The 26,417-nt window shown below is 65.0% G+C and carries 27 protein-coding genes and 1 other RNA gene; 7 read left to right on the forward strand and 21 right to left on the reverse strand.

Features of this window, described 5'->3' with window-relative positions:
- The first annotated feature begins 42 nt into the window (after positions 1-42).
- Entirely contained in the window at positions 43-471 is a 429-nt protein-coding gene (locus DIE29_RS12005) for a DciA family protein (protein WP_114650005.1), read from the forward strand.
- 21 nt (positions 472-492) lie between these two features.
- Here the strand turns inward: DIE29_RS12005 and DIE29_RS12010 are convergent, their stop codons facing one another.
- From DIE29_RS12010 to rsmI, 21 genes are all read right to left on the reverse strand, one after another.
- Positions 493-678, reverse strand: coding sequence for a hypothetical protein (locus tag DIE29_RS12010; RefSeq protein ID WP_114650006.1), 186 nt, complete (start codon positions 676-678; stop codon positions 493-495).
- A 13-nt stretch (positions 679-691) separates the two neighbouring features.
- A complete protein-coding gene (gene lpxC / locus DIE29_RS12015) occupies positions 692-1,609 on the reverse strand; it encodes a UDP-3-O-acyl-N-acetylglucosamine deacetylase (RefSeq protein WP_114650007.1) in 918 nt (305 codons plus the stop codon).
- Positions 1,610-1,757: 148 nt separating this feature from the next.
- Positions 1,758-2,897 carry a cell division protein FtsZ gene (ftsZ, locus tag DIE29_RS12020; RefSeq protein ID WP_114650008.1) on the reverse strand — a complete coding sequence of 380 codons (1,140 nt, stop codon included), beginning with the start codon at positions 2,895-2,897 and terminating at the stop codon, positions 1,758-1,760.
- Between the two features lie 144 nt (positions 2,898-3,041).
- Positions 3,042-4,271 carry a cell division protein FtsA gene (gene ftsA, locus DIE29_RS12025; RefSeq protein ID WP_102042583.1) on the reverse strand — a complete coding sequence of 410 codons (1,230 nt, stop codon included), beginning with the start codon at positions 4,269-4,271 and terminating at the stop codon, positions 3,042-3,044.
- Entirely contained in the window at positions 4,268-5,101 is an 834-nt protein-coding gene (locus DIE29_RS12030) for a cell division protein FtsQ/DivIB (RefSeq protein ID WP_102042584.1), read from the reverse strand. The genes ftsA and DIE29_RS12030 overlap by 4 nt, the downstream gene beginning before the upstream one ends.
- The gene (locus tag DIE29_RS12035; protein ID WP_102042585.1) at positions 5,094-6,002 is read right to left on the reverse strand and encodes a D-alanine--D-alanine ligase; all 909 of its coding nucleotides are present in this window, start codon (positions 6,000-6,002) and stop codon (positions 5,094-5,096) included. The genes DIE29_RS12030 and DIE29_RS12035 overlap by 8 nt, the downstream gene beginning before the upstream one ends.
- A 14-nt stretch (positions 6,003-6,016) precedes the next feature.
- Positions 6,017-7,432 carry a UDP-N-acetylmuramate--L-alanine ligase gene (murC, locus tag DIE29_RS12040; protein ID WP_114650009.1) on the reverse strand — a complete coding sequence of 472 codons (1,416 nt, stop codon included), beginning with the start codon at positions 7,430-7,432 and terminating at the stop codon, positions 6,017-6,019.
- Positions 7,429-8,496, reverse strand: coding sequence for an undecaprenyldiphospho-muramoylpentapeptide beta-N-acetylglucosaminyltransferase (murG, locus tag DIE29_RS12045; RefSeq protein ID WP_114650010.1), 1,068 nt, complete (start codon positions 8,494-8,496; stop codon positions 7,429-7,431). Before murG ends, murC begins: the two co-directional genes overlap by 4 nt.
- 82 nt (positions 8,497-8,578) lie before the next feature.
- Positions 8,579-9,814, reverse strand: a complete 1,236-nt coding sequence (ftsW, locus tag DIE29_RS12050) for a putative lipid II flippase FtsW (protein WP_102042588.1) — start codon at positions 9,812-9,814, stop codon at positions 8,579-8,581.
- Entirely contained in the window at positions 9,811-11,208 is a 1,398-nt protein-coding gene (gene murD, locus DIE29_RS12055) for a UDP-N-acetylmuramoyl-L-alanine--D-glutamate ligase (RefSeq protein ID WP_102042589.1), read from the reverse strand. Before murD ends, ftsW begins: the two co-directional genes overlap by 4 nt.
- Before the next feature lie 7 nt (positions 11,209-11,215).
- Positions 11,216-12,304 carry a phospho-N-acetylmuramoyl-pentapeptide-transferase gene (mraY, locus tag DIE29_RS12060; RefSeq protein WP_114650011.1) on the reverse strand — a complete coding sequence of 363 codons (1,089 nt, stop codon included), beginning with the start codon at positions 12,302-12,304 and terminating at the stop codon, positions 11,216-11,218.
- Positions 12,294-13,703 (reverse strand): UDP-N-acetylmuramoyl-tripeptide--D-alanyl-D-alanine ligase, encoded by a 1,410-nt coding sequence (locus DIE29_RS12065; RefSeq protein WP_102042591.1) that lies wholly within the window; start codon positions 13,701-13,703, stop codon positions 12,294-12,296. The genes mraY and DIE29_RS12065 overlap by 11 nt, the downstream gene beginning before the upstream one ends.
- Positions 13,700-15,196, reverse strand: a complete 1,497-nt coding sequence (locus DIE29_RS12070) for a UDP-N-acetylmuramoyl-L-alanyl-D-glutamate--2,6-diaminopimelate ligase (RefSeq protein ID WP_418332939.1) — start codon at positions 15,194-15,196, stop codon at positions 13,700-13,702. The genes DIE29_RS12065 and DIE29_RS12070 overlap by 4 nt, the downstream gene beginning before the upstream one ends.
- Before the next feature lie 11 nt (positions 15,197-15,207).
- Positions 15,208-16,968: a peptidoglycan D,D-transpeptidase FtsI family protein gene (locus DIE29_RS12075; protein ID WP_114650012.1), complete on the reverse strand. Its 1,761-nt coding sequence runs from the start codon at positions 16,966-16,968 to the stop codon at positions 15,208-15,210.
- Entirely contained in the window at positions 16,965-17,231 is a 267-nt protein-coding gene (gene ftsL / locus DIE29_RS12080; RefSeq protein ID WP_102042594.1) for a cell division protein FtsL, read from the reverse strand. The genes DIE29_RS12075 and ftsL overlap by 4 nt, the downstream gene beginning before the upstream one ends.
- A complete protein-coding gene (gene rsmH / locus DIE29_RS12085; protein ID WP_102042595.1) occupies positions 17,228-18,163 on the reverse strand; it encodes a 16S rRNA (cytosine(1402)-N(4))-methyltransferase RsmH in 936 nt (311 codons plus the stop codon). Before rsmH ends, ftsL begins: the two co-directional genes overlap by 4 nt.
- On the reverse strand, positions 18,160-18,603 hold the full coding sequence (mraZ, locus tag DIE29_RS12090; protein WP_102042596.1) for a division/cell wall cluster transcriptional repressor MraZ: 444 nt from the start codon (positions 18,601-18,603) through the stop codon (positions 18,160-18,162). Before mraZ ends, rsmH begins: the two co-directional genes overlap by 4 nt.
- Before the next feature lie 303 nt (positions 18,604-18,906).
- Positions 18,907-19,445, reverse strand: an RNA gene (gene rnpB / locus DIE29_RS12095) — RNase P RNA component class A.
- 19 nt (positions 19,446-19,464) lie between these two features.
- On the reverse strand, positions 19,465-19,893 hold the full coding sequence (locus DIE29_RS12100) for a hypothetical protein (RefSeq protein ID WP_114650013.1): 429 nt from the start codon (positions 19,891-19,893) through the stop codon (positions 19,465-19,467).
- Positions 19,894-19,910: 17 nt separating this feature from the next.
- A complete protein-coding gene (pyrC, locus tag DIE29_RS12105) occupies positions 19,911-20,945 on the reverse strand; it encodes a dihydroorotase (RefSeq protein ID WP_114650014.1) in 1,035 nt (344 codons plus the stop codon).
- Between the two features lie 86 nt (positions 20,946-21,031).
- The gene (rsmI, locus tag DIE29_RS12110) at positions 21,032-21,892 is read right to left on the reverse strand and encodes a 16S rRNA (cytidine(1402)-2'-O)-methyltransferase (RefSeq protein WP_102042599.1); all 861 of its coding nucleotides are present in this window, start codon (positions 21,890-21,892) and stop codon (positions 21,032-21,034) included.
- Here rsmI and DIE29_RS12115 point away from each other — a divergent pair.
- The 6 genes from DIE29_RS12115 to dnaG all read left to right on the forward strand — a co-directional run bounded on the left by DIE29_RS12115 (position 21,891) and on the right by dnaG (position 26,399).
- The gene (locus tag DIE29_RS12115) at positions 21,891-22,304 is read left to right on the forward strand and encodes a YraN family protein (protein WP_102042600.1); all 414 of its coding nucleotides are present in this window, start codon (positions 21,891-21,893) and stop codon (positions 22,302-22,304) included. The genes rsmI and DIE29_RS12115 overlap by 2 nt on opposite strands.
- A gap of 161 nt (positions 22,305-22,465) precedes the next feature.
- Complete coding sequence (locus tag DIE29_RS12120) at positions 22,466-23,059, forward strand: phosphoheptose isomerase (RefSeq protein WP_102042601.1); 594 nt, start codon at positions 22,466-22,468, stop codon at positions 23,057-23,059.
- On the forward strand, positions 23,056-23,700 hold the full coding sequence (locus DIE29_RS12125; protein WP_114650015.1) for a BON domain-containing protein: 645 nt from the start codon (positions 23,056-23,058) through the stop codon (positions 23,698-23,700). Before DIE29_RS12120 ends, DIE29_RS12125 begins: the two co-directional genes overlap by 4 nt.
- A 122-nt stretch (positions 23,701-23,822) precedes the next feature.
- Positions 23,823-24,035, forward strand: coding sequence for a 30S ribosomal protein S21 (gene rpsU, locus DIE29_RS12130; RefSeq protein ID WP_102042603.1), 213 nt, complete (start codon positions 23,823-23,825; stop codon positions 24,033-24,035).
- 90 nt (positions 24,036-24,125) lie between these two features.
- Positions 24,126-24,572, forward strand: a complete 447-nt coding sequence (locus DIE29_RS12135; RefSeq protein ID WP_114650016.1) for a GatB/YqeY domain-containing protein — start codon at positions 24,126-24,128, stop codon at positions 24,570-24,572.
- Between the two features lie 18 nt (positions 24,573-24,590).
- Positions 24,591-26,399: a DNA primase gene (dnaG, locus tag DIE29_RS12140; RefSeq protein ID WP_114650017.1), complete on the forward strand. Its 1,809-nt coding sequence runs from the start codon at positions 24,591-24,593 to the stop codon at positions 26,397-26,399.
- Positions 26,400-26,417: the final 18 nt, after the last annotated feature.

Genomic DNA, 26,417 nt, shown 5'->3' on the forward strand with positions numbered 1-26,417 from the left:
GACAGCCGCCTACCATCGCATGCCAGTGCCCGAGGCTCACGCATGACCCAATCGATCCAACGTTATCTTGGCGCTGCCGACCCCCTTGCCCGCCTAAAGGAGCACGCCGCCCGCCTGCGCCGGCTGCAAGCCGATTTGCAGCGCTGTCTGCCGCCGTTGCTGGCCGCTTCGTGTAGCGTGGCCAACCTCAAAGACGACACGCTGGTGATTTTTGCGCAAAGCACCGCGGTAGCGGTCAAGCTCAAACAAATGGCCCCCAGCTTGGTGCAACACTTACGCGAACAAGGCCACCCATTGACCGATGTTCACGTCAAGGTGGCGATACGGCAACCCAGGCCAACACGCCCGCCACCCATCGAGCGCCGTATTTCCGCGCAGGGCAAGCAATGTCTGACCGCATTCGCCGCCACGCTGCCGGCCGACTCCCCATTGCGGGAAGCGCTGGAACGCCTGGCGCGGTGCAGCCGCTGAGGCCGCCGGCGGCGCGCGGCATCAAGCTGAGAAGAAGATCCTTTCGAGGGCGAACAGCACCAACACCGCTATGACTGCCACCAGCGTGCCGCGGGTGAGCTTCCACGCCCACACGCGACAGCGCGGATGACCGGTCAGTAGCCAAGCGAGCAACGAGCAACCGATGGCCGTGGCCGCCAGCAGCACCAGAATCCGCACGATCATCATGGAGCGGACGGCCTCAGCTCATGGCAAGCTCGAACTGACGGCTCACTGCGCGCGGTGCCGTATCGGCCCGTTCGAAGGTAACGATGTCCCAGGCACTGCGGTCTTCCAGCAGCACCCGCAGGATCTGGTTGTTGAGCGCATGGCCGGCCTTGTGCGCGGAATAAGCGGCCAGCAAGGGATGACCGCACAGATACAGGTCGCCGATTGCATCGAGCACCTTGTGCTTGACGAACTCGTCCGCATAGCGCAGCCCTTCGGCATTGAGCACGCGGTACTCATCCATGACGATGGCGTTATCCAGGCTGCCGCCCAGCGCCAACCCCTGCGCACGCATGAATTCCACGTCCTGCATGAAACCGAATGTACGCGCACGGGCCACATCGCGCACATAAGAGTGTTCGGCAAAGTCCACCGTCACGTCGGTGGCAGTGCGATCGATAGCCGGATGATTGAAAAGGATGGAAAAACTCAGCCGGAAACCGTCATATGGCGCCAAACGTACCCATTTGTCGCCCTCACGGTACTCCACCGCGCGCCTGACGCGCAAAAAGCGTTTGGGCGCCTTTTGCTCCTCGATACCGGCCGATTGCAGCAGGTACACAAAGGGGGCTGAGCTGCCATCGAAAATCGGAATTTCCGGGGCATCGATTTCCACATGCAGGTTGTCGATACCCAGGCCGGAGAGCGCCGACATCAAATGCTCGACCGTCCCGACCTTGTGCCCGTCGCGCTCCAAGCCGGAGCACATGCGGGTATCGCACACCGCATACGGGTCGGCGGGCAAAGCGAGCGGCGGATCGAGATCGACGCGATGAAAGACGATACCGGTATCCGGCGCCGCCGGGCGCAGGCGGAGATTGACCTTGCGCCCGCCATGCAAACCGACACCGGTGGCATGGACAATCGACTTGAGGGTGCGCTGCCTGATCATGACCGTTTTCCTGGTGGGGTCCGGCATCTTATCACGAAGCGCACAGCGGGCCGGACAGCGGTCCGCGGCAGGCGTTGCGGCACGGATCGGGAGGCGAAGACCCTTGCCGCAGCGCCCACCACAGCCGCAGCTGGCGCCCGCCGGGCCCTCAGTCGGCCTGCTTGCGCAGGAAAGCCGGAATGTCGTAAGTGCCGATGCCGTTGGCGCTCATCGCCTCGACCGCGGTGCGCCGTGCATTACGAAAGACCGATGGCACGTCCAGACTGCCGGAATCGATCGCGCCGCCTGCCGGTCCGTAGGTGCCGGTGCCTTGCACCACTTGCATCACCGGCTGGCGCGCGGCGCGCGGGGTACCCAGGCCGGTGGCCACCACGGTGATGCGGATGCGGTCCTCCATCGACTCGTCGAACACCGTACCGTACTTGACAAAGGCTTCCGGCGCGGCAAAGGCCTGCACGGTTTTGACCGCGTCGCGCACTTCGGACATTTTCAGCGAGCGGCTGGCGGTGATGTTGATCAGCACACAACGCGCACCGGACAGCTCAGTGCCTTCCAGCAGCGGGCTGACCGCCGCCTGCTCGGCGGCAATGCGCGCACGGTCCAGACCGGCCGCTTCGGCCGAACCCATCATCGCCCGGCCCATCTCGCCCATCGCGGTGCGCACGTCTTGGAAGTCGACGTTGACCAGGCCCGGCACGTTGATGATCTCGGCAATGCCGCCCACGGCCGAGCGCAGCACGTTGTCGGCCGAACGGAAGCAGTCTTCGAACCCGGCGTCATCGCCGTACACTTCGAGCAGTTTATCGTTGAGCACCACGATCAACGAATCGACATGGCGGGTCAGTTCCTCGACGCCGCTTTCTGCCACCCGCAGACGGTTTTCGAAGTCAAAGGGTTTGGTCACCACGGCAACGGTCAAAATGCCCATTTCCTTGGCAATCTCGGCCACCACGGGGGCGGCGCCGGTGCCGGTGCCGCCTCCCATGCCGCCGGTGATGAAGCACATGTGCGCGCCTTCGAGTGCCGCAGCGATCGCATCGCGCGACTCCTGAGCCGCCGCCCGCCCCGCCTCGGGCTTGGAGCCGGCACCCAGACCGCTGGTGCCGAGCTGGATCTTGGTCGGCGCCAGGCAACGACCGAGCGCCTGCGCGTCGGTGTTGGCCACCACAAACTGCACACCCTGCACGCCTTCGCGGATCATGTGGTCGACCGCATTGCCGCCGGCTCCGCCCACACCGACGACCTTGATCACCGTTCCGGTGGGAATCTTTTCAACGATTTCAATCATTTACCTTGCCTCCGAGTAGTCAAGCAGTACTGCATACCGAACGCCCACCGAGTCTGTATTTAGTATTTCGCGCGAAGTCTACAACTAAATACCGGCTCATTGCGGGCACTCATTCACATTGGCCGCACGGCCCATCCGCACAGCTCAAAAATTCTTCTCAAACCACGCCTTCATGCGCCCGAACCATTGGCGCATGCTGCGCGTCTCGCGGGCCTGGATGCCCCGCCTGCGCTGCGCCAAGCCCTCCATCAGCAAACCCATGGCTGCGGCATACTGCGGCTGGCACACCACGTCGGCCAATGCACCGTCGTATTGCGGCGCGCCCACCCGTACCGGCATGTGGAACACCTCTTCCCCCAGTTCGATCATGCCGCGCATCACCGACGAGCCGCCGGTCAGCACGATGCCGGAAGACAGCAGCTCCTCGTAGCCGCTGCGTCGCAACTCGGCATGCACCAATTCGAACAGCTCGGAGACACGCGGCTCGATCACGTCGGCCAAGGCCTGGCGTGAGAGCTTGCGCGGCGGTCGGTCGCCCACGCCGGGCACTTCGATGGTGTCCTCCGGATCGACCAGGGTAGGCATCGCCACGCCATGGCGGATTTTCAGCTCCTCGGCCTCGGCGGTCGGGGTGCGCAACGCCATCGCAATGTCGTTGGTGATCTGATCGCCGGCTACCGGGATCACCGCGGTGTGGCGGATGGCGCCTTGGGTAAACACCGCGATATCGGTGGTGCCCGCGCCGATGTCGACCAGGCACACGCCCAGTTCCTTTTCGTCGTCCGAGAGCACCGCGAAGCTGGAAGCGAGCGGCTGCAGGATCAGATCCATCACCTCCAGCCCGCAGCGCCGCACGCACTTGATGACGTTCTGCGCTGCGGAAACCGCGCCGGTGACGATGTGCACCTTCACTTCCAGCTTCACCCCGCTCATGCCGATCGGCTCGCGCACTCCGCCCTGGCCGTCGATGATGAATTCCTGGGTGAGGATGTGCAGAATCTGCTGCTCGGCCGGAATCGGCATCGCACGCGCCACCTCGATGACCCGCTCGAGATCCAGCGGGGTGACTTCCTTGTCCTTGATCGCCACCATGCCGTTGGAGTTGAAACTCTTGATGTGGCTGCCGGCAATCCCGGTGTATACATCGCGGATTTTGCAGTCGGCCATCAGCTCGACCTCCTGGATCACCCGCGAAATGGCATCCACCGTGGCCTCGATATTGACCACCACGCCGCGCTTGAGGCCGTTGGTGGCCTGCGTGCCCAGACCGACCACCTCCAGCCGTCCGTCGGCGCGCACCTCGGCGACGACGCAGGTGATCTTGGCGGTGCCGATGTCCAGGCCGACGATCAGATCTTTGTAATCTTTACTCATTGCTTGCCTTTCATAGCCAGAGTGTCCGCCGGGGTCAGGGCGAAACCGCTCGGGTAACGTAGGTCGGCCACCGCCACCTGAACACCTATGCTCTCCTGGGTCTGCGGCCAGGCCGCCACGAAGCGCGCCAGCCGCGCCTCCAGCGATACCTTGTCTTGCTCGCGGCCGAGCACGATCACCATGTCGTTGTCCAGACGCAATTGCCACGCATCGCGCGCCGATAGCACCACTCCGACCAATTGCCGCCCCAGCGGCGCCAGCACTGCGGCAAAGGTCTGATAACGGCTCAACATATAAGCCGCCGACCCCGGTGGCCCGGAGAAGGCTGGCAGAGGCGCGTTGCTGGCGGCCACGAAAACCTCCCCCTGGCGATTGACCAGATGGGTCTCGCTATCGTCGTTCGACGTCCAATAGGCTACGGCCTGGTGCTCCTGCAAGCGCAACTCCAGCACATCGGGCCAACGTCGGCGCAGCTCGGCGCGGCGCACCCAGGGCAGCTTTTCAAAGTCGGCTCGCACCCGATCCAGATCCACGGTGAAAAAATTGCCGCGGATCGCGGTGCGCGCCACGTATTCGAGCTGCGCGGTGGTGACCTGCGCCGGTGGCGATAGCAACACCACTTCGCGCAGCGGAAAAACCGGACGCGACAAAAACCAGTTCACCGCCACCCAGGTCAGCGCCAGCGCCGCAAACATCATCAGCAGATCGGCCAGCAGATTGAGCACCGCCGGGCGGTGCCAGAGACCGGCCGCATCGCCCGCACGGCCTGCCGGCGCGCCGGCGGCTGTGCGCCGGGACGCTGCAACCTGGCTGCGAAGCTGCTCAGCCAAGGCGGGCCTCCGCAAGAATCGCCAGACACAGTTGCTCGAAGCTCAGGCCCGCCACCTTAGCGGACATCGGCACCAGAGAATGGCCGGTCATGCCCGGCGCGGTGTTCATTTCCAGCAGATACGGCCGGCCGTCGGCCGTCAGGATCAGATCGACCCGTCCCCAGCCGCGGCAGCCGAGCACCTTGGCAGAGTGCATGATCAACGCTTGTAGCGCGCGCTCCTGCGCCTGCGGCAGTCCGCAGGGGCAGTCGTAGCGGGTATCGTCGGTGAAGTATTTGTGTTGATAGTCGTAGTTGCCGTCCGGTGCGACGATGCGGATCAAGGGCAGGGCCCGCTCGCCCAAAAAAGGTGCGGTGAGTTCGGCACCGGCGATGAATTCCTCTGCCATCACCAGCTTGTCATAGCGTGCTGCCAACTCCCAAGCAGCCTTCAACTGACCGGCCGCGGTGACTTTGGTCGCGCCCATGCTGGAGCCTTCATGCACCGGTTTGACAAAGATCGGCAGCCCCAGCTCGGCAGCTACCGCATCCCAGTCGGTGTGTTCATCCAACAGAACGTAGCGCGGCGTAGGCAGCCCCGCGGCCTGCCACACCATCTTGGTGCGCCACTTGTCCATCGACAAGGCCGAAGCCATCACCCCGCTGCCGGTATAGGGAATGCCCATCAGCTCCAGTGCGCCCTGCACCGTGCCATCTTCACCGCCCCGGCCATGCAGGGCAATGAATGCGCGCGCAAACCCTTCTTCTTTGAGCGCGTGCACATCCCGCTCCGCCGGGTCGAAGGCATGCGCATCGACGCCCGCGCGCTGCAAGGCGGCGAGCACCGCGCGCCCGGACATCAACGACACCTCACGCTCGGCGGATGCACCGCCGAACAGCACTGCGACTTTGCCGAAATCCATCCCGGTGTCCACGCTCACCCCCCAGTATCCTCGCTGCTCAGCCGGCCAGGCACCGCGCCAATCGAACCTGCGCCCATGGTGATCACCACATCGCCATCTTGGGCCGCGTCCATGATCGCCTGCGGCATATCGCCGATATCCTCGACGAACACCGGTTCCACTTTCCCCGCCACGCGCAACGCCCGCGCCAGCGCCCGGCCGTCGGCGGCCACGATGGGGGTCTCGCCAGCGGCATACACTTCGGTGAGCAACAGCGCATCCACCGAAGACAGCACTTTGACAAAGTCTTCGAAGCAGTCGCGGGTACGGGTGTAACGGTGCGGCTGAAAAGCCAGCACCAACCGGCGGCCGGGAAAAGCGCCACGCGCCGCGGCAAGGGTGGCGGCCATCTCCGCCGGGTGGTGGCCGTAGTCGTCGATCAGGGTGAACCGGCCGCGCGGCTGGCCGAGCCCATCGTACAGGGTGACATCGCCGTAACGTTGAAAGCGCCGGCCGACGCCGTGGAACTCGGCCAGCGCCTTGACGATCGCCTCATCCGGCACCTGCACCTCGGTGGCCACCGCAATGGCCGCCAGCGCATTTTGCACATTGTGCAGACCGGGCAGATTGAGCTCGATCGGCAAGCGGCTGGTGCTGCCATTGACGCGCACCGCGTCGAAGAGCATGCGTCCGCCGTCCGCACGGATGTTCTCGGCGCGGATACTGGCGCTTGGTGACAAACCGTAACGCACGGTCTGCTTGGATACCAAAGGCATGATGGCGCGCACATGCGGATCGTCCTCGCACAGCACCGCCACGCCGTAGAACGGTAAATGCTGCAGAAAATCCACGAACGCCTGCTTGAGCCGGGTGAAATCGTGCCCGTAGGTGTCCATGTGGTCGGTATCGATATTGGTCACCACCGAAATCACCGGATTGAGCATCAGAAATGAGGCGTCCGATTCGTCGGCTTCGGCCACCAGGAAATCACCCTTGCCCAGCCGCGCATTGGCGCCGGCCGCGTTCAGCCGCCCGCCGATCACGAAGGTGGGGTCCATGCCGCCTTCGGCGAGGATGCTGGCCACCAGAGAAGTCGTCGTGGTCTTGCCATGGGTGCCGGCGATGGCGATGCCGCGCTGAAAGCGCATCAACTCGGCCAGCATCTGTGCGCGCGGCACCACCGGAATGCCGCGCGCGCGCGCGGCAATCACTTCCGGGTTGTCGCCTTTGACCGCGGTGGAGGTCACCACCACGTCGGCGTGGTCGATATTGGCCGCATCATGCCCGCGCACCACGCGCGCGCCCAGTGCTTGCAAACGGCGGGTGGCGGCGCTGTCGGTCAAATCCGAACCGCTGACCGTGAAGCCTTGATTGACCAGCACCTCGGCAATGCCGCTCATGCCCGCGCCGCCGATGCCAACGAAATGAATGTGTTTGACCTTGTGTTTCATGTCTGGCCTCCTGCCAGTCGCTCGCATTCGGCGGCCACTTCGAAGGCCGCCTGCGGTTTGGCCAGTTCGCGCGCCTTGCAGGCCATCTCCAGCAGGCGCGCCCGGTTCAAACCGGCGAGCAGGCCGGCCAGGGCGTCGGCGCTGAGTTCATGCTGCGGCAGCAAAATGGCCGCACCGTGTTCCGATAGAAAGCGTGCGTTCCCGGTTTGATGGTCATCGACCGCGTGGGGAAACGGCACCAACACGCTTGCCACCCCCACCGCGGCAAGCTCGGCCACGGTGAGCGCACCGGCGCGGCAAATCACCAGATCCGCCGCCGCGTAGCGCGCCGCCATGTCATCGATGAAGGGCAATAGTTCGCCGTCGACACCCGCATCCCGATAAGCCGCACGCAGGGCATCGATCTGCTTTTCGCCGGCCTGGTGGGTGACCAACGGCCGCTGCCCGGCCGGGATACGCGCCAGTGCCTGCGGCACGGTGAGGTTGAGCACCGAGGCGCCCAGGCTGCCGCCGACCACCAGCAGGCGTAACGGCCCGCTGCGCCCGGCAAAGCGCTGCGCCGGCGGTGCGGTCGCCGCGATCTCCTCGCGCACCGGGTTGCCTACCCAGCGAGCGTTCTTGAGCACCTGCGGAAAACCGCTGAGCACGCTGTCGGCCACCCCGGCCAGCACCCGGTTGGCAAGCCCCGCCACCGAGTTCTGCTCGTGCAGCACCAAGGGGCGGCCGGTGAGCGCCGCCATCATGCCGCCCGGAAAGCTGATGTAACCGCCCATGCCCAGCACTACGTCGGGCCGAACACGGCGCAGTTGGCGCAGTGCCTGCCAAAAACCGGCGAGCAGATTCATCGGCAGCATCAATTTGCGCAGCAGGCCCTTACCGCGCAGCGCGGTAAAGCGCACCCAGGCGGTTTCATAGCCGCGCGCCGGAATCAACCGTGCCTCCATGCCGTCCGGGTTGCCCATCCACACGATGCGCCAACCCTTGGCGCGCAGCACTTCGGCCACTGCGATACCAGGGAAGATGTGCCCCCCGGTGCCGCCGGCCATGACCAGTAGCGTCCTCATGCCCGCCCTCCGCGCATGATTTGCCTGTTTTGACTGCGCGCCGCCGCGGGAGAGCTTGCGGCGCTGCGTCGAAATCCCCTAGTCATGCTCGGCCTCCGCGCATGACTAGGCGATTTTCCCAGTCGACCCGCAGGAGGATGGCCAAAGCCAGGCAGTTGGCAATGATGGCCGAACCGCCAAAGCTCATCAGCGGCAGGGTCAGCCCCTTGGTCGGCAGCAGGCCCATGTTCACGCCCATGTTGATGAACGACTGGACCCCGATCCACAGGCCGATACCCTGCGCCACCAGACCGGGGAAATAGCGCTCCAGCTTGATCGCCGCGCGGCCGATGGCAAACGCCCGCTGCACCAGCAGAGCAAACAGCATGACCACGGTCAGCACGCCGACGAAGCCGAGTTCTTCGGCCAGCACCGCGAGCAGAAAGTCGGTATGCGCCTCGGGCAGGTAGAAAAGCTTTTCGACGCTGGCGCCCAGGCCGACTCCGAACCACTCGCCGCGACCGAAGGCAATCAGCGCGTGCGAAAGCTGGTAACCGCGGCCGAAGGCATCCTGCCAAGGGTCCAGAAAGCCAAACAGGCGGTCGCGGCGGTAAGGCGACAGCCACACTAGCAAGGCAAAGCCAATCAACGCTACAGCCACCAGAAAAACGAATATCCGCGCATTGACGCCGCCCAGAAAGAGCACGCCGAAGGCGATCGCACAAATCACCACCAGAGCGCCAAAATCCGGCTCCATCAGCAGCAGGCAGCCGACCAGCACGATGACGCCGGTCATCGGCAAGAATGCACGCTTGAAGCTGGCGATGGCGTCGAGTTTGCGCACCGTGTAGTCGGCCGCGTACAGGGCCACGAATACCTTCATCAACTCCGAAGGCTGCAAATTCACCGGCCCCAGGTCGATCCAGCGCCGGGCACCGTTGACCTCGCGGCCAATGCCCGGAATCAGCACCAGCACCAACAGCACGACACCGGCCATGAACAGCCAGGGTGCAGCCTGTTCCCAGCGCACCATCGGCACCTGAAAGGCAAGCAGGCCCACCGCCACGCCCAGTGCCAGATAAACACCGTGGCGCAGCAAAAAATAGTGCGATTGGTAACCGGTAAAACGGCTGCCTTCGGCAATCGCGATCGATGCCGAATACACCATCACCAAGCCGATCAACAGCAAGGCGGCCGCCGACCACAACAGCAACGGATCGAGTTCGCGCGCCGGGGCGGCCGGCCGCAACAGCCGGCTGACCGCGCGCGCGGTCTCCGCCCCGCGATGCGGGCGACGCGCTGCAAACGACCGGAATACAGACGGCAGTACCAGCTTCATCGGGGCATGACCTGCGGTAGCGCGCGCGCCGCGGCAACGAACACCTCGGCGCGGTGCGCGTAATTACGAAACATGTCCAGGCTGGAGCAGGCCGGCGAGAGCAACACCGCGTCGCCTGGTTGAGCGAGCTGGTTGGCTCGCACCACCGCCTCGTCCAGCGTGGCAAAGCGCTCCACCGGCGTGCCGCAGCCTTCGAGCGCTGCAGCGATACGGCCGGCATCGCGCCCGATCAGCAACACGGCGCGGGCGTAGCGTGCAACCGCTTCGCGCAAGGGGGTGAAGTCTTGCCCCTTGCCATCGCCGCCGGCGATCAACACCACCGGGCGGTCCAAACCTGCCAGCGCGGCCAGCGTGGCGCCCACATTGGTGCCTTTGGAGTCATCGTAAAACAGCACGCCATCGGCACGTTCGGCGACCAGTTCGACCCGGTGCGGCAGACCTCGAAAGGTTTTCAGTCCAGCGACCAACGGCGCCTGCGGCAGGCCGATGGCCCGGCACAGGGCAAAGGCGGCGAGCGCATTGGCGGCATTGTGAATACCGGCGATCGGCAATTCGGCCAACGGCAAAAGCGCGGTGCCGCCTTCGGCCAGCCAACGCTCACCGGCGCGGGTGCTGAGCCCCAGATCGGTCTCCGCATATGGCTCGTCGATGCCAAACGTGCGCACCGGGCAGCCTGCGCGCACCATGGCGGCGACGCGCGCATCCTGACGGTTGAGTACCTGTACGCCGGCCCCAGTAAAGATACGCGCCTTGGTGGCGGCGTATTCGTCCAAATCGGCATAGCGGTCGAGGTGATCGTCGCTGATGTTGAGCACCGTCGCCGCATCGGCGGCAAAACCGTCTGCCGCCTCGAGCTGAAAGCTGGACAATTCCAACACCCAGCACGCCGGCAATGGCCTGCCCGCTGCCAGGCGGTCGGCCAGCACCTCCAACGGCGCCGGGCTGATGTTGCCGGCCGCCACCGCATCCAGCCCGGCGCTGCGGGCCAGATGGGCGGCCAGCGCGGTGGTGGTGGTCTTGCCGTTGGTGCCGGTAATGGCCAGGATGCGGGTCGTCTTACGCACGCCGAGTTCATCCAGCGCCGCGGCAAACAGGCTGATCTCACCCACCACCCGCAGGCCGCGACGACGCGCTTCGGCCACCACACCGCCGCGCGGGTCCAGCCCAGGGCTTACCGCAACCAGGTCGACACCGTCGAGCAGCGCGTCGGAAAACTCACCGGTATGCAGCGCGGCGTGGGGCGCGAAGTCATGCAGGCGGGCTGCGCCCGGCGGCTCGGCACGGGTGTCGGCCACCCGCAGGCAGACACCCTGACGCGCACACCAGCGCGCCATCGCCAGGCCCGATTCGCCCAGCCCGAGTATCAACACGAGTTTGCCCGCAAGTGCGCTCATCTCCGCCTTATCTCAGCTTCAAGGTAGACAGGCCGAACAGCACCAGCATGATGGTGATGATCCAAAAGCGCACCACCACCTGGGTTTCCTTCCAGCCGCCGAGCTCATAGTGGTGATGCAGCGGCGCCATACGGAAAATGCGTTTGCCGCCAGTGGCTTTGAAATAGAGCACCTGCACCATCACCGACAGGGTTTCGGCAACGAACAGGCCGCCCATGATGAAGAGCACGATTTCCTGGCGCACCACCACGGCGATGGTGCCTAGCGCCGCACCCAGGGCGAGCGCGCCCACATCGCCCATGAACACCTCGGCCGGATAGGCGTTGAACCACAAAAAGCCCAGACCGGCGCCGCAGATCGCGCCGCAGAACACCGCCAGTTCGCCGGCACCGGCCACATAGGGCACGCCCAGATATTTGGCAAAGCCGGCATGGCCAGCCACGTAGGCAAAGATCGCCAGCGCACCGGCCACCATCACGGTAGGCATGATGGCCAAACCGTCCAAACCGTCGGTGAGATTGACCGCGTGGCCGGTTCCATTGATCACGAAATAGGTCAGGGCGATGAAGCCGACAATGCCTAGCGGATAAGCCACCGCCTTGAAAAAAGGCACGATCAGTTCGGTTTGCGCCGGCGTGCTGGCGGTCAGCCCAAGATAGACCGCAGCGGCCAACGCGATGGCCGAGGTCCATAAATATTTCCAGCGGCTGGCCAGCCCTTTGGGGTTGCGATGCACCACCTTACGCCAGTCGTCCACCCAGCCCACGGCGCCAAAGCCCAGCGTAACCAGCAGGGTAACCCACACATAGCGGTTGGATAGATCGCCCCACAGCAACACGGTAACCCCAATGGCGATCAGGATCAGCGCACCGCCCATGGTGGGCGTGCCAGCCTTGGTGAGATGCGATTTAGGCCCATCGTCGCGCACCGCTTGGCCGATTTTTTTGGCAGTCAGCCAACGGATCAGCCGCGGACCGAACATCAGCGAAATGACCAGCGCGGTCAGCGCCGCCAGCACCGTGCGCAGCGTGATATAGCCAAAGACGTTGAAGGCGCGGATGTCCTGGGCCAGCCAGAGAGCAAGTTCAAGCAGCATCGTCGTTATCCTGCATCCCGGATGCGGCCGGCTGCGCGGCCAGCCGCTCGACCACCCGTTCCATGTGCATGAACCGGGACCCTTTGACCAGCACCACGGTATCCGGGTCGAGCTGCGCGGCGAGCGCCTCGACCAAATCATCGACCGAAGTGAAATGGCCGCCGCCGTCGCCAAAGTTACGGGCGGCCACTGCACTCATTTCACCCAGCGCGTAGAGCGCGTCCACGCCTTTGCTTTTGGCGTAGCCGCCGATTTCATCGTGCACCTGCGCGCTGGCCTCACCGACTTCACCCATGTCGCCCAGTACCACGATCTTGCGTCCCGGCGTGGCCGCCAGCACGTCGATGCCGGCGCGCACCGAATCCGGATTGGCGTTGTAACTGTCGTCCAACAGCAGCGCACCATGAAGGCCGGGGCGACGCTGCAGACGGCCGGCCGTGCCGGTGTAAGCGCTCAAGCCGGCCACCACCGCCTCCATCGATGCCCCCGCGGACAGACAGGCCGCCGCAGCGGCAACCGCATTACGGGCGTTATGCTCACCGGGCACCTGCAGATCGAAATGAACCACCGCCTGTGGCGTCCTGAGTTCGATTCGGCTGCCCAACCCGTGTGTGGTGCAGCGCCCTTCGATGTCCGCCGGAGCGTGCAGCGCAAAGGTCACCACCCGGCGCGCGGCATTCACATCGCGCCAATAGGCGGCATGCGGATCGTCGGCATTGATCAGCGCCACGCCATCGCTGCCCAGACCCTGGTAGATCGTGCCTTTTTCCCGCGCAATGGCGGCCACGCTGCCCAGACCTTGCAGATGGGCGCGCTGGGCATTGTTGACCAGGGCCACCGTGGGCCGTGCGATCCCGGTGAGGTAGGCGATCTCGCCCGGACGATTCATGCCCATCTCCACCACTGCAGCGCGGTGTGTGTCGCGCAGCGCCAACAGCGTGAGCGGCAGGCCGATATCGTTGTTGAGATTGCCGGCGGTGGCCAATACCGCCTGTGCGCCGGCACCGTCTTGCGCCGCCTGGGCGCGCAAAATGGCGGCACACATCTCCTTGACCGTGGTTTTGCCGTTACTGCCGGTAATGCCCAATACCGGAAGGTCGAAGCGGCTGCGCCAGTGTGCCGCCAAGCGGCCGAGTGCATGCCGGGTATCGTCGACCACCAAAAGCGGTAACGGCGCGGCGTTTTGGCCATCTGCCCAGCGACTATCGACCAACGCCGCCGCCGCGCCGGCTGCGGCCGCCGCGGCTACGAACTGGTGACCGTCGAAGCGTTCACCGCGCAAGGCCACGAACAACTGGCCGCTGCCTATGTTGCGGCTGTCGGTGCCGACGGCGGTGAAACGGCCCTCGCCAATGAGGCGCCCGTCGAGCGCGCGGGCGGCGTCCTGCAAGGACATCATCGGCCCACCTCCTGCTTGCGGTTCCAGGCCCGCAGGGCTTGACGCGCCTGGTCGAGATCGGAAAACGGCAGGCGCCGGCCCTGCACCTCCTGATAGGGCTCATGTCCCTTGCCGGCCAGCACCACCACATCGTCGGCCGCGGCTTCGCAGATGGCCCGTTCGATGGCCTCGGCGCGGTCGACCACGCATTCCACATCCGGCCGGGCACCGGCGGCGATGGCCTCGATGATTTTCATGGGGTCTTCGCCACGCGGGTTGTCGCTGGTGATCACCACCCGATCCGCGCGCTGGCTGACCACCTCGCCCATCAACGGGCGTTTGCCCGGATCGCGCTCGCCGCCGCAACCGAACACGCAAACCACCCGCCCGCCGCGCGCCTGGGCGGTGTCACGCACCGCTTCGAGCACTTTGGCCAGCGCATCCGGCGAGTGCGCGTAATCGATGACCACCAACGGCTCGCCGACGCCGCCGACCAGTTGCATCCGGCCTTCGGGCGGCGTCAGGCGGGCCAACACCCCGATCAAAGCGTCTGCCTCCACCCCGCGCGCCAACAGCGCGCCGGCAACGGCTAACAGATTGGAAACATTGAATGGCGCCACGATGCGCACCTGCAGGTCATGACGCCGGCCCGCCCAATGGAGTGCAAAGCGCAAGCCCCCGGGCGCAGCCCGCAGCGCGTCGCCCAACAACACCCGGGCGCCGGGCACTGCATCGGCATTGGTGGCCACACGGGTGTAGGCGATCACGTCCATGCCACGATCGAGCAGCCGCCGCGCCAGAGCAAGACCGAAAGTGTCATCCACATTGATTACCGCATGGGCCAGCCCCGGCATGTCGAACAGCCGCGCTTTGGCTGCGGCATAGGCTTCCATGCTGTGGTGATAGTCCAGATGGTCGCGCGACAGATTGGTAAAGAGCGCCACATCGAAGCGCGCACCATTGACCCGCCCTTGATCCAACCCGATGGACGACACCTCCATTGCCGCGGCTTGCGCACCGGCCGCGCAAAAACGGGCCAACTGGCGATGCAGTTCGATCGCATCGGGCGTGGTGTTGACGCCCTCCTCCAGATCACCGGGAAAGCCGCAGCCCAGGGTGCCGATGACGCCGCAGCGTACCCCAAGCTCCCCCAGTGCCTGCGCCAGCCACTGGCTGACCGTGGTTTTGCCGTTGGTGCCGGTCACCCCCGCCAGCCACAGCCGCGCCGACGGTCGGCCGTAAATTTCATCGGCCAGCTCGCCGGCCAACGACCGCAACCCACTGACCGCCAGTGCGGGCACCGCGGGCATTGGATCGGGACGGAAGCCGTCGGCATCGTCCCACAAAACTGCCGCCGCCCCCCGGGCCACCGCGTCGCCGATAAAGCGGCGACCATCGGCGCGCAATCCGGCCCATGCGGCAAATACATCGCCCGGCGTAACCTTGCGCGAGTCCGCGCTGATGCCGGTAGGCGCCACCCCGGCACGCCGAAGACTGTCAAGAATGGTGCTCACCTCAAGAGCGCTCACATCGCCTCCCGTGCAGGCGTATCCCCCGCGGCATGAGCCGGACGCGCCAGTTGCAGCGGCTTGAGCGGGGCATCGGGCGCCACCCCCAGGGCGCGCAATGCGCTCTCTGCGATGCGGGCAAACACCGGGGCAGCCACCGCGCCGCCGTAATGCTGGCCGGCCGACGGCTCATCGATCATCACCGCGACGATCAGCCGCGGCGCAGATACCGGCGCAAAGCCGACAAACGAGGACACATATTTGTCGGTATACCGGCCGCCTTCCAGCTTGTGCGCGGTACCGGTCTTGCCCGCCACGCGGTAGCCTGGGATTTGCGCCTTCGGTGCCGTACCGCCGGGGGCTGCGGCCATTTCCAAAATGGCGCGCATCTGCCGCGCGGTCTGTGGCGAGATGACCTGTTTGCCGGCCTTGGGCGGGCCCGCCTGACGAACCAATGACACCGGCAACAACTCCCCGTCGCGCGCAAACACCAGGTAAGCACGCGCCAGCTGGATCAAGGTGACCGATAGCCCATGGCCATACGACATGGTGGCCTGTTCGATCGGCCGCCAGGTCTTGGGATCGCGCAGCCGCCCGGCGGCCTCGCCGGGAAAGCCCAGCCCAAGCGGCGCACCAAAGCCCAGCGCATCGTAAAAGGCCCACATCTCCTGCGGGCTGAACGTCATGGCGACCTTGACCGTGCCGACATTGGAGGACTTTTGCACCACCTGCGCCAGCGTCAACATGCCATGCCGGGAAGTGTCGTGAATGGTGGCACGGCCTATGGTCAAGCGCCCCTGCTCGGTATCGATGGGCGAATCTGCGGTGAATTTGCCGCGGTCGATGGCCAGCGCGGCCACGAACGGCTTGAGCGTGGAGCCCGGTTCAAAGGTGTCGGTAATCACCCGGTTGCGCAATTGCGCGCCGCTGAGATTGGCGCGGTTGTTGGGGTTGTAGGTGGGCGCATTGGCCAGCGCAAGCACTTCGCCGGTGCGCGCATCCAGCACCACCACCGCGCCGGCCTTGGCCTTGTGCGCACGCACCGCCTCGCGTAGGGCGGCATAAGCCAGATACTGGATCCTGCCGTCGATCGACAGCGCAAGATCGTCGCCGTCGCGCGGCGGGCGGATCGATTCCACATCCTCGACGATCTGCCCACGGCGATCCTTGATGACCCGACGGGAGCCCGGCACCCCTGCCAGCATGCGGTCATAGGCCAGCTCCACGCCTTCCTGCCCGCGGTCTTCCACACCGGTAAAACCGAGGATATGGGCAGCGGTCTCGCCGCCCGGATAGTAGCGTCGGTATTCCTGCTGCTGATGAATACCCGGCAACTTCAGCGCAGCGACCTTCTCGGCAATTTCTGGCGCAAGCTGGCGGCGTAGATAGACGAAATCGCGGGCACTGACCAAACGGTCGTTCAACTCGGCAACATCCATGTCGAGCAAAGCCGCGAGCGCGCGGGCATCGGCCGGCGACAAGCGGGCGTCGGCAGGAATGGCCCAAATCGAGCGCACCGGGGTACTCACCGCCAACACCTCGCCGTTGCGGTCGGTGATGCGCCCGCGGGTGGCCGGCACCTCGATCACCCGCGCATAACGCGATTCACCTTTGGCCTGCAAGAATTCGTTGTTGAAGCCCTGCAACCAAGCCGCCCGCGCCACCAGGGCGCAGGAGCCGGCCAACAGCCCCACCAGCACCAAGCGCGCGCGCCAGGCCGGCAATTCGCGCCGCAGCAGCGGGTTATGGTTGAGCGTGACCGGCGCCGGCTTTTTCATTCGCCTAGCTCCACAACGATCATCTGACCGGAGACCGGCGCACGCATGCCCAGCGTCTCGCGCGCCATGCGTTCGATGCGCGCATGAGCGGCCCAGGTGCTTTGTTCGAGCTGCAACTGCCCCCACTCGACTTCGAGCGCGCGGGCGCGCGCCTGCTCACGCTCCAGCTCGGCGAACAGCTTGCGCGCCTGGTGCTGCGCGGCCACTACCCCCAGGGCGCTGGCCACCACCAAAGCAAGGATGAAAGCGCCCAGACGGATCATGCCGCCTCCGTGCGTTCGGCCACCCGCATCACCGCGCTGCGCGCGCGGGGGTTGGCCGCCACCTCGGCCTCGGACGGCCGCACCGCCTTGCCCACCAGGACGAGCCGCGGCTTGGGAAGCTGGTCGGCCCGCAAAGGCAGGCGCGCAGGCAAGCGGTCAGCACGAGCTTGATCGCGCATGAAACGCTTGACGATGCGGTCTTCGAGCGAATGAAAACTGATCACCACCAGACGCCCCAGGGGGTTGAGCCGGGCTACCGCCTCCGGCAGCACCCGGCTCAGCTCTTCGAGCTCCTGATTGATGAAAATCCGTAAAGCCTGAAAGCTGCGCGTCGCCGGGTGCTGACCCGGCTCGCGTGTACGGACCGCCTTTTCCACGATCGCGGCAAGTTGTCCAGTGGTTGCAACAGCCCCCCTTGTCCGAGCAGCTGCAATCGCCTTTGCAATCGCATGAGCAAACCGTTCTTCGCCATATTCCCTGAGCACCTCCGTGATTTGTCCGACCGACGCCTGCGCCAGCCATTGCGCCACGGTCTGGCCGCGGCTCGTATCCATGCGCATGTCCAGCGGCGCATCGAAGCGAAAACTCATGCCGCGCGCGGCATCGTCCAGTTGCGGCGAAGACACGCCCAGATCGAGCAACACGCCATCCACCTTCGCCACCCCTAACGCATCGAGTTCATCGCCCAGCGCGCTGAACGGCGCATGCACCAGGGTCAGGCGCCCATCGTCCAACGACCGCCCCGCCGCGATCGCCGCCGGATCGCGATCGAAGGCGATCAACCGGCCGGCGGCACCCAGCCGCGCCAGAATCGCCCGGCTATGCCCACCGCGGCCAAAAGTGCCGTCCACATACACACCGTCCGGCCTGACCGCCAGCGCGTCCAACGCCTCTTGCAGCAGGACGCTGACATGTTGTTGCGCAGCGCTCACAGGGCAAGGCTCTCGAATCCGAGCGGCAAGGCATCGCTGTCGATGTGCTGCATCGCTTCCAATTGCTGCTGCCAACCGGCATCGGACCACAGCTCGAAATGAGAGCCCTGGCCCACCAGCCACACCTGCTTGTCAAGTTGCGCCCACTGCCGCAAAGAGGGGGCGACCAGCACCCGTCCGGCCGCATCCGGGGTTTCGGCCTGCGCAAAGCCCACCAGCAAGCGCTTGAGCGCCGCCGTGGCCTTGTCCAACCCTGGCATCGCAGCGATTTTTTGGCTGATCGGCTCCCAGGCGGCCTGCGGGTAGATCAACAGGCAGCGATGCGGGTGAGCGGTAATGACCAGGGGCGCGCCATCGGGCACCAGCGCATCGCGATGCCGCGCGGGAATCGCCAAGCGACCCTTCGCATCGAGACTGAGCGCAATCGCACCCTGGAACATTGACCCCCCTGAGCTGACCGGTGCAGTGCCTTTTTGACACTTTCACCCACTTTTCTCCACCAATCCCCACTCTAGTGGAAAGAGCCAACCCGGTCAAGGCCGATCCCGGCAGCTTTCCCGTTGTGACACAATGACTTACGAACACACCGCGTCCCTGCCATAAACCCTGAAAAATCAAGGCACATAGCAGATTTACAAGCAAGGCGGCGCGTAAAACGCTGCGTTGCAAGCCTGAGGTGGGGAAAAGTGGGATAAGCGAAAAAACGTGGGACACGCCCACGCCAAGACATGGCAGAAAGTTGGAGGGGAAGTTCGCCGATAAGCCGGGTTCTGTCGAACGGCAGCGGTTTGTACCGTGCCGCTGGGCAATCATTCCTCTTGGCGCCGTGTTACCACGACGCTCCAGCAGCCTACCCGGGAGCGGCGCGAGCCACGCCATGGCTCCCCTATTTGGCCTTGCCCCGGATGGGGTTTGCCGTGCCGGTCCTGTTACCAGTCCCGCGGTGGGCTCTTACCCGATCGCGCTTGCGCGCGCTCCGAAACCACGCCGACGCGCGGCTTCGCACCGTTTCACCCTTACCTGATCCGGCTGGCGCGGCTTTCGCTGCACCAGCCGCTGCCGCTTCCGCGGCAGCCTCCCTCCGCGCCGAAACGCGAAGCCTCCTCTTCAGGAGGGGACTTTGCCACCTAGCGGCGGCCAAGCCCGGACGGCCATCGGCGGTCTATTCTCTGTGGCACTTTCCGTCGCCTCACGGCGCCCGGCCGTTAGCCGGCATCCTGCTCTGCGGGGCCCGGACTTTCCTCTGCACATCAATGGGTGCAGCGATTGCCTGGCGAACTTCCCAGGCTGACAGTATAGCGTCAGCGCGCGTTCTGGTCGTTCGCGGGTTCAAACACCGGCGCTTCGTCACGCAACCGGAACGCCCCCACCAGCGGGCCGGGCGGTGCATCGGCTTGGTTGGCCCAGTCCTGCACTAGGCATTTGTCGGTACTGGCCAGATACCAGCGCTGGCCCTGATGGAGCGCCCAGAGCCGATCGCCGGCTTCATAAACTTCCATATCGACCAGTCTGGTCGGCCCTGGATGAATTCTGACTTTGCGCTGACACGCCGGCAGCCGGGAGACCACAACGAATTGGTTGACCTCGCCGCTCCAGAAGTAAGGCTGTTCGCGGACAAGAATCACCGCGTGCTCCTTGCCTTCGACCATGAAGGCGGTGGCGCTGTTTTCGCAGGCGGCCAACAGCGGCAAAAGCGCCAGCGCGGCAATACGGCGCAGGACTGCAGACATGAGGATGCACTCCCAGTTCAGGCCAGACGCCACGCGACGGTTTCACCCGCCCGCAACGGCACCAGCGGATCATGTTCGAGATATGGGTAGGCAGCGGGCACCTGCCACGGCTCACGTTTCAAGACTATGGTATCGGCATTCGGCGCCAAGCCATAAAAGGCTGCGCCATTCAAGCTGGCAAAAGCCTCCAGACGATCCAGCGCGCCCGCCGCGTCGAACACTTCAGCATACAGTTCGATACCGGCATGGGCGGTATAACACCCGGCGCAGCCGCACGCCGCTTCCTTGGCGCTCTGCGCATGCGGCGCGGAGTCGGTGCCGAGAAAGAACCTGGGACTGCCCGAAGTTGCCGCCTCGACCAGGGCGACACGATGGGACTCGCGCTTGAGTACCGGCAGGCAGTAATGATGCGGCCGGATGCCGCCGGCAAAGATGGCGTTGCGGTTCAGTAGCAAATGATGCGCAGTGATGGTGGCGCCGATGTTGTCGCCGCCCGCGCGCACGAAAGCTGCGGCATCGGCCGTAGTGATGTGTTCGAAGACCACGCGCAGCGCCGGGAAGCGTTCGACCAGCGGCGCCAGCACACGCTCGATGAACACCTGCTCGCGGTCGAACACGTCGACTTCGGCCCCGGTCGCCTCGCCATGCACGCACAGCACCAGCCCCACTTTTTCCATGCGCTCCAGGAGCGGGTAGATTTTCTCGATTGCCGTCACGCCGGCATCTGAGTTGGTGGTGGCGCCGGCCGGGTACAGCTTGGCGGCGACGATCGCCCCACTGGCCTTGGCGCGGTCGATCTCGTCCGGCGGCATGTTGTCGGTCAGATACAGACTCATCAACGGTTCGAAGCGCAAACCGTCAGGCACTGCGGCCAGAATACGCTCGCGATAGGCAAGCGCCTGCGCGGTGGTAACCACCGGCGGACGCAGGTTAGGCATGATCAGCGCACGACCGAAGCGCCTTGCTGTATGCGGCACAACCGCGGCGAGCGCAGCGCCGTCGCGCACATGCAAATGCCAGTCGTCAGGGCGGATCAGGGTGATCGAAGTCATGCTGTGGTCAGTTTGGCGGATGAATGAGGGAGGCGGCGCATGGCCGCAGCGTCCGGCCGAGCCGGTCGCTGCATTATAGGCGCCGTTCAATCCGCCTTGAGCGCCAGCGCGCGGGCGTAGAGCGCATTTTTGGGCGCGCCGGTGATCTCGGCCGCCAGCCGCGCCGCCACCTTGGTCGGTAACTCGGCAAGCAATAAGGCCAGCACCCGCTCTGCCTCGGCATCCAGCCCGGTTCTCGGCGCAGCCCCTTCGAGCACCAACACAAACTCGCCACGCTGGCGGTTCGGATCCGCTGCCAGCCAGCCGGCCGCCTCCTCCAGTGGCAGCAACACGCTTTGCTCATGCAGCTTGGTCAGTTCGCGGGCAATCAACACCCGACGCCCAGGTTCCAACAAGCTGGCCAAGTCCTGGACACAGGCCAGCACCCGGTGCGGCGCCTCGTAGAACACCAGCACATCCGGGTCGTCACGCAGCGCCTCGATGACGGCACGTCGGGCCGCAGGTTTGGGCGGCAGAAAACCGACGAAGCGAAATCCCCGCTCGCCCAAGCCGCTGATCGACAGCGCAGCCACTGCCGCACACGGGCCGGGGACTGCGACCACCGCAAAGCCCGCCGCGCGCACCCGGGCCACGGTGCGGGTGCCCGGATCGGACACCCCAGGCGTGCCCGCATCGCTGATCAAGGCCACCGAGCCGCCCTCTTGTAGCAGACGCAGAACCTCGCCAGCGGCCGACTGCTCATTGTGCTCATGCAGCGCCAAGGTGCGGGTGCGAATACCATAGGCATCCAACAGGCGCTGACTATGCCGCGTGTCTTCGGCCGCCACCGCAGTCACCGCACTCAACACGGCGACCGCGCGCGGACTGATGTCGTGCAGATTCCCAAGCGGTGTGGCCACCACATACAATGACGGCGTACTTGAAAGCGGGATCACTGCCTCACGCATGAAACGATTCCTCGAGGGCCTGCAAAGCCCGATTGTCAATGCCGCGGCCGCCGGCACGCAAGCGCGCGGCGATGCCGCCGAAGCCTTGGCGGCGCGCTTTCTCAGCGACCGCGGCGTGCGCGTGCTCGCACGCAAGGTGCGCTGCCGAGGCGGCGAAATCGATTTGATCGCGCAAGACGGCGAAACCGTGGTATTCGTCGAAGTCCGCCTGCGCAGCAACGCCCGCTTTGGCGGCTCAGCGGCCAGCATTTCCGGCTGCAAAAGGCGGCGCATCATTCATGCAGCAAGCTGGTGGCTGGCCGGTGCCGGCAAATCGATGGCGCATCGCCCGTGCCGTTTCGATGCTATCTTGATGAGCGCGCTGGATGCGCAAACCATCCAATGGCTGCAAGGTGCATTCGATGCCGATTGAGCCGTTGCGAGCGCTTGGCTTGGTAAATTCCTGTAAGCGCCAAACCGCTGCAACACAATCTTCGGCACAATCCCGGCAGGCCACGTTTGACGCTTGAGCGGACCGTCCGCCCGGCCATGCTAGACTTGCCGCCCCGCCTGCCGAGGCTACCAAGGTCGCACATGGATCTCATCGCCCGCATTGCCCGTCAGTTTCAAGACAGCGCCCACACCAAGCTCGCGGCGGTCGACGCAATGGCCGCGCCGCTGGCCGGCGCCATCGAAACGATGACCCAATGCCTGCTCAATAACGGCAAGATTCTGGCATGCGGCAATGGCGGCTCTGCCGCCGACGCGCAGCACTTTGCCGCCGAACTGGTCAACCGTTTCGAAATGGAGCGCCCGCCGCTTGCCGCCATTGCGCTGACCACCGACAGCTCCACGCTGACCTCGATCGCCAACGACTACGACTACCTGCAGGTATTCTCCAAGCAGGTGCGCGCGCTCGGCCAGGCGGGCGACGTGCTGCTGGCAATCTCCACCAGCGGCAACTCGGCCAACATCATCGACGCGGTCGCCGCCGCCCATGAGCGCGACATGCGGGTCGTTGCGCTGACCGGGCGCGGTGGCGGAAAACTGGGCGACATGCTGCGCCCGGACGACGTTCATCTGTGCGTGCCGGCCGAGCGTACCGCGCGCATCCAGGAAGTCCATCTGCTGGCTCTGCATTGTCTGTGTGACGGCATTGACTGCCTACTACTCGGAGTTGAAGAATGAGCACAACCACCCTGTCCTCCTCTCGCCGCACCGCCCTGTCCGCCCTGCTCGCCATCGGCTCGGCGGCCGCTCTGCAAGGCTGCTTTCCGGTCGTCGCCACCGGGGTAGGCGTCGGCGCGGTCATGATCGCCGACCGTCGCACCTCCGGTGCTTTCGTCGAGGACGAAGGCATCGAGTGGCGCACCGCCAACCGCATTCGGGAACGCTTTGGCGACTCGGTCCATGTCAATGTGACCGCCTACAACCGCAACGTCCTGTTGACCGGCGAAGCCCCCAACGAACAGGTCCGCGCCGAGCTGGAACAAATCGCCCGCGGGGTGACCAATGTGCGCGCCGTCATCAACGAAGTACGGGTGGCCGGCATCTCGCCGTTGAGCGCACGGTCAAACGATGCGCTGATCACCTCCAAGGTCAAAGCCCGCTTCGTGGACGCCAAAACCTTCGGCGCTCACCATGTCAAAGTGGTCACCGAAGCCGGAACCGTATTTCTGATGGGTCTGGTTACCCGTCGTGAGGCCGATCTGGCCACCGAGGTGGCGCGCACCACGGCCGGGGTAGCCAAGGTCGTGCGCGTTTTCGAATACATCAGCGAAGAAGAAGCCCGTCGTCTGGACGCGCGCGCCGGCACCAGCGGCAAGTAGGGCGAGCGCAACCGGCACCTGCCAGGAGCGATGGAACTGTTGCGCGGTGGACTTGGCGCGCGTGCGCGTGGTTGATATAATCGCGCTCTTTCTGTCCACCAGACTCCTCAAGGAAGTACGCAATGCCGGGTATTCGCGTCAAGGAAAACGAGCCGTTTGAGGTTGCGATTCGCCGCTTCAAGCGCACGATCGAAAAAACCGGTGTGCTCACTGAACTGCGCGCGCGCGAGTTCTACGAAAAGCCCACCGCCGAGCGTAAACGCAAGCTGGCCGCTGCAATCAAGCGCAACCTCAAGCGTCTGCGCAGCCAAACCCTGCCGCCCAAGCTCTACTGAGTTTTCCGGTACTGACCGCAGACGGCGCACCCGGCGCGAGATCGTCGATCTCGCCCGGTGCGCTTTTTGCGTTTCCGCACGGAGCAATCGATGTCTCTCAAAGCCCGCATCCAGGACGACATGAAGGCGGCGTTGCGCGCCAAAGATGCCGCGCGCCTTTCAGCCATCCGCCTGCTGCTCGCCGCCGTCAAACAGCGCGAAGTCGACGAGCGCACCGAACTGGACGATCCGGCGATCGTCTCGGTGGTTGAAAAACTGGTCAAGCAACGGCGTGACGCCGCCGCGCAATACGAAGCCGCCGGCCGTGCCGAACTGGCCATGGCCGAGCGTTTCGAGATCGAAGTACTCGCCGCCTACCTGCCCGCTCCGCTCAGCGCCGAAGAAATCGACGCCGAAATCGCCGCCGCCATCGCCGCCTGCGCCGCGACCTCACCGGCCGACATGGGCAAAGTCATGAACCTGCTCAAGCCCCGCCTGAGCGGGCGCGCGGACATGGCGGAGGTATCGCGCAAACTGCGCCAAGCGCTATCCAACTGACCCGTTATCGCGCCGTCGATGATCCCTCAGTCCTTCATTCAGGACCTGCTGGCTCGCGTCGACATTGTCGAGGTCATCGAGCGCTATCTGCCGCTCAAGAAATCCGGTGCCAACTACTTTGCCTGCTGCCCCTTTCACGGAGAAAAATCCCCGTCCTTCTCAGTGAGCCCCAGCAAGCAGTTCTATCACTGCTTTGGCTGCGGAGCACACGGCAGCGCGCTGGGTTTTTTGATGGCTTACAGCGGGCTGAGCTTTGTCGAAGCCGTCAAGACGCTGGCCGCCAGCGTCGGCATGCAAGTGCCCGACGATGGCAGGTTTCCGGCACGCGCGGCCGAAAACACCCATGAACACCTGGTCGACGTGATGACGCGCGCTGCGCGTTTTTATCGCGAACAGCTCAAACAGCACCCACCCGCGATCGACTATCTCAAGCGTCGCGGCCTGTCCGGGGAAATCGCTGCCCGCTATGGCCTAGGCTACGCACCGCGGCAGGGACTGGACAAGATTTTCGCCGACTACCGGGCCCCAGCGCTGGCCGAAGCCGGTCTGGTCATCGACACAGAAGAAGGCCGGCGTTACGACCGCTTCCGCGACCGCATCATGTTCCCCATCCTGGACCGCCGCGGGCGCATCATTGCCTTTGGCGGACGGGTGCTGGACAAGGGCGAGCCCAAGTACCTCAATTCGCCGGAAACCCCGCTGTTTGAAAAGGGGCGCGAACTCTACGGCCTATACCAGGCACACAAGGCCATCCGTGATGCCGGTTTTGTGCTAGTGGTCGAAGGCTACATGGACGTGCTCGCGCTGGCACAGTTTGGCATCGACAACGCGGTCGCCGCCCTGGGTACGGCCACCACGCCGCATCACATCCACACCCTGCTGCGCCTGACCGACCGCATCGTGTTTTGCTTCGACGGTGACGCTGCCGGCCGCAAAGCCGCCTGGCGGGCGCTGGAAAACGCGCTGGAATCCCTGCGCGACGATGCCACGCTCGCTTTTCTATTTCTCCCCGAAAAACACGACCCGGACTCCTTCGTCCGCGCCGAAGGGGCCGAAGCCTTCCGCCACGGCGCGCGCACCGCCACGCCGCTGGGCACGTTTCTCATCGACACGCTGCGTGCGCAATGCGACATGGACACGGCCGAAGGGCGCGCCCGTTTCGTCCATGCGGCGCGACCGCTGGTCACGCGCATTGGCGCCGCCCCGCTGCTGCGCCTGCAACTGGTCAAAGCCGTCGCCGAAAACAGCGCGCTCACCCAGCATGAGGTCGAACAAGTGTTCGGCGCAGCGCAACCGCCAGCCGGACCATCCGCCTACCCCGCCGTTCCGGGCGTATCGCCGGTCGTCCGACGCGCACCAAGGCTACCCGGCGGGCGCCGCAAGCCGCCTTCCAAAACCGACATGCTGCTGCGCTTGATACTGCATCATCCGCACTGGGCCGCACGCCTGCCCGTGGGGCTGATTCCCGACGACTGCCCGGAAGGACGGGCGTTGATTTCGATCGTCGATGCCACCAGCGTCGGCGACCTGAACCCCGATTGCGGCATCGGCGCCTTGATCGAGCGCTTCCGCGACACCGAACACGCCGAGACGCTGGCGCGCGCGGCCAGCGAGCCGATCGAAGCAGAGTTTGACGAGAGCATCGTCGAAACCTTGTTCGAAGACGCTTTGCGGGCACTGCATACCGACGCCATCGCCGCGGAGATCGCACAACTGACGGCGAGTGCGGCAGCGGGCAGACTGGATGCGGCCGGCCGGCAGCGCCTGGCGGCGTTGCTGATGGAAAAGCGGAACCTCGCCAACACCGCCAAAGTCTCAGATTTTTAGTATAATTTTCTGTTTACC

The organism is Pseudothauera hydrothermalis, from assembly GCF_003345255.1.
GTDB classification, from domain to species: Bacteria; Pseudomonadota; Gammaproteobacteria; order Burkholderiales; family Rhodocyclaceae; genus Pseudothauera; species Pseudothauera hydrothermalis.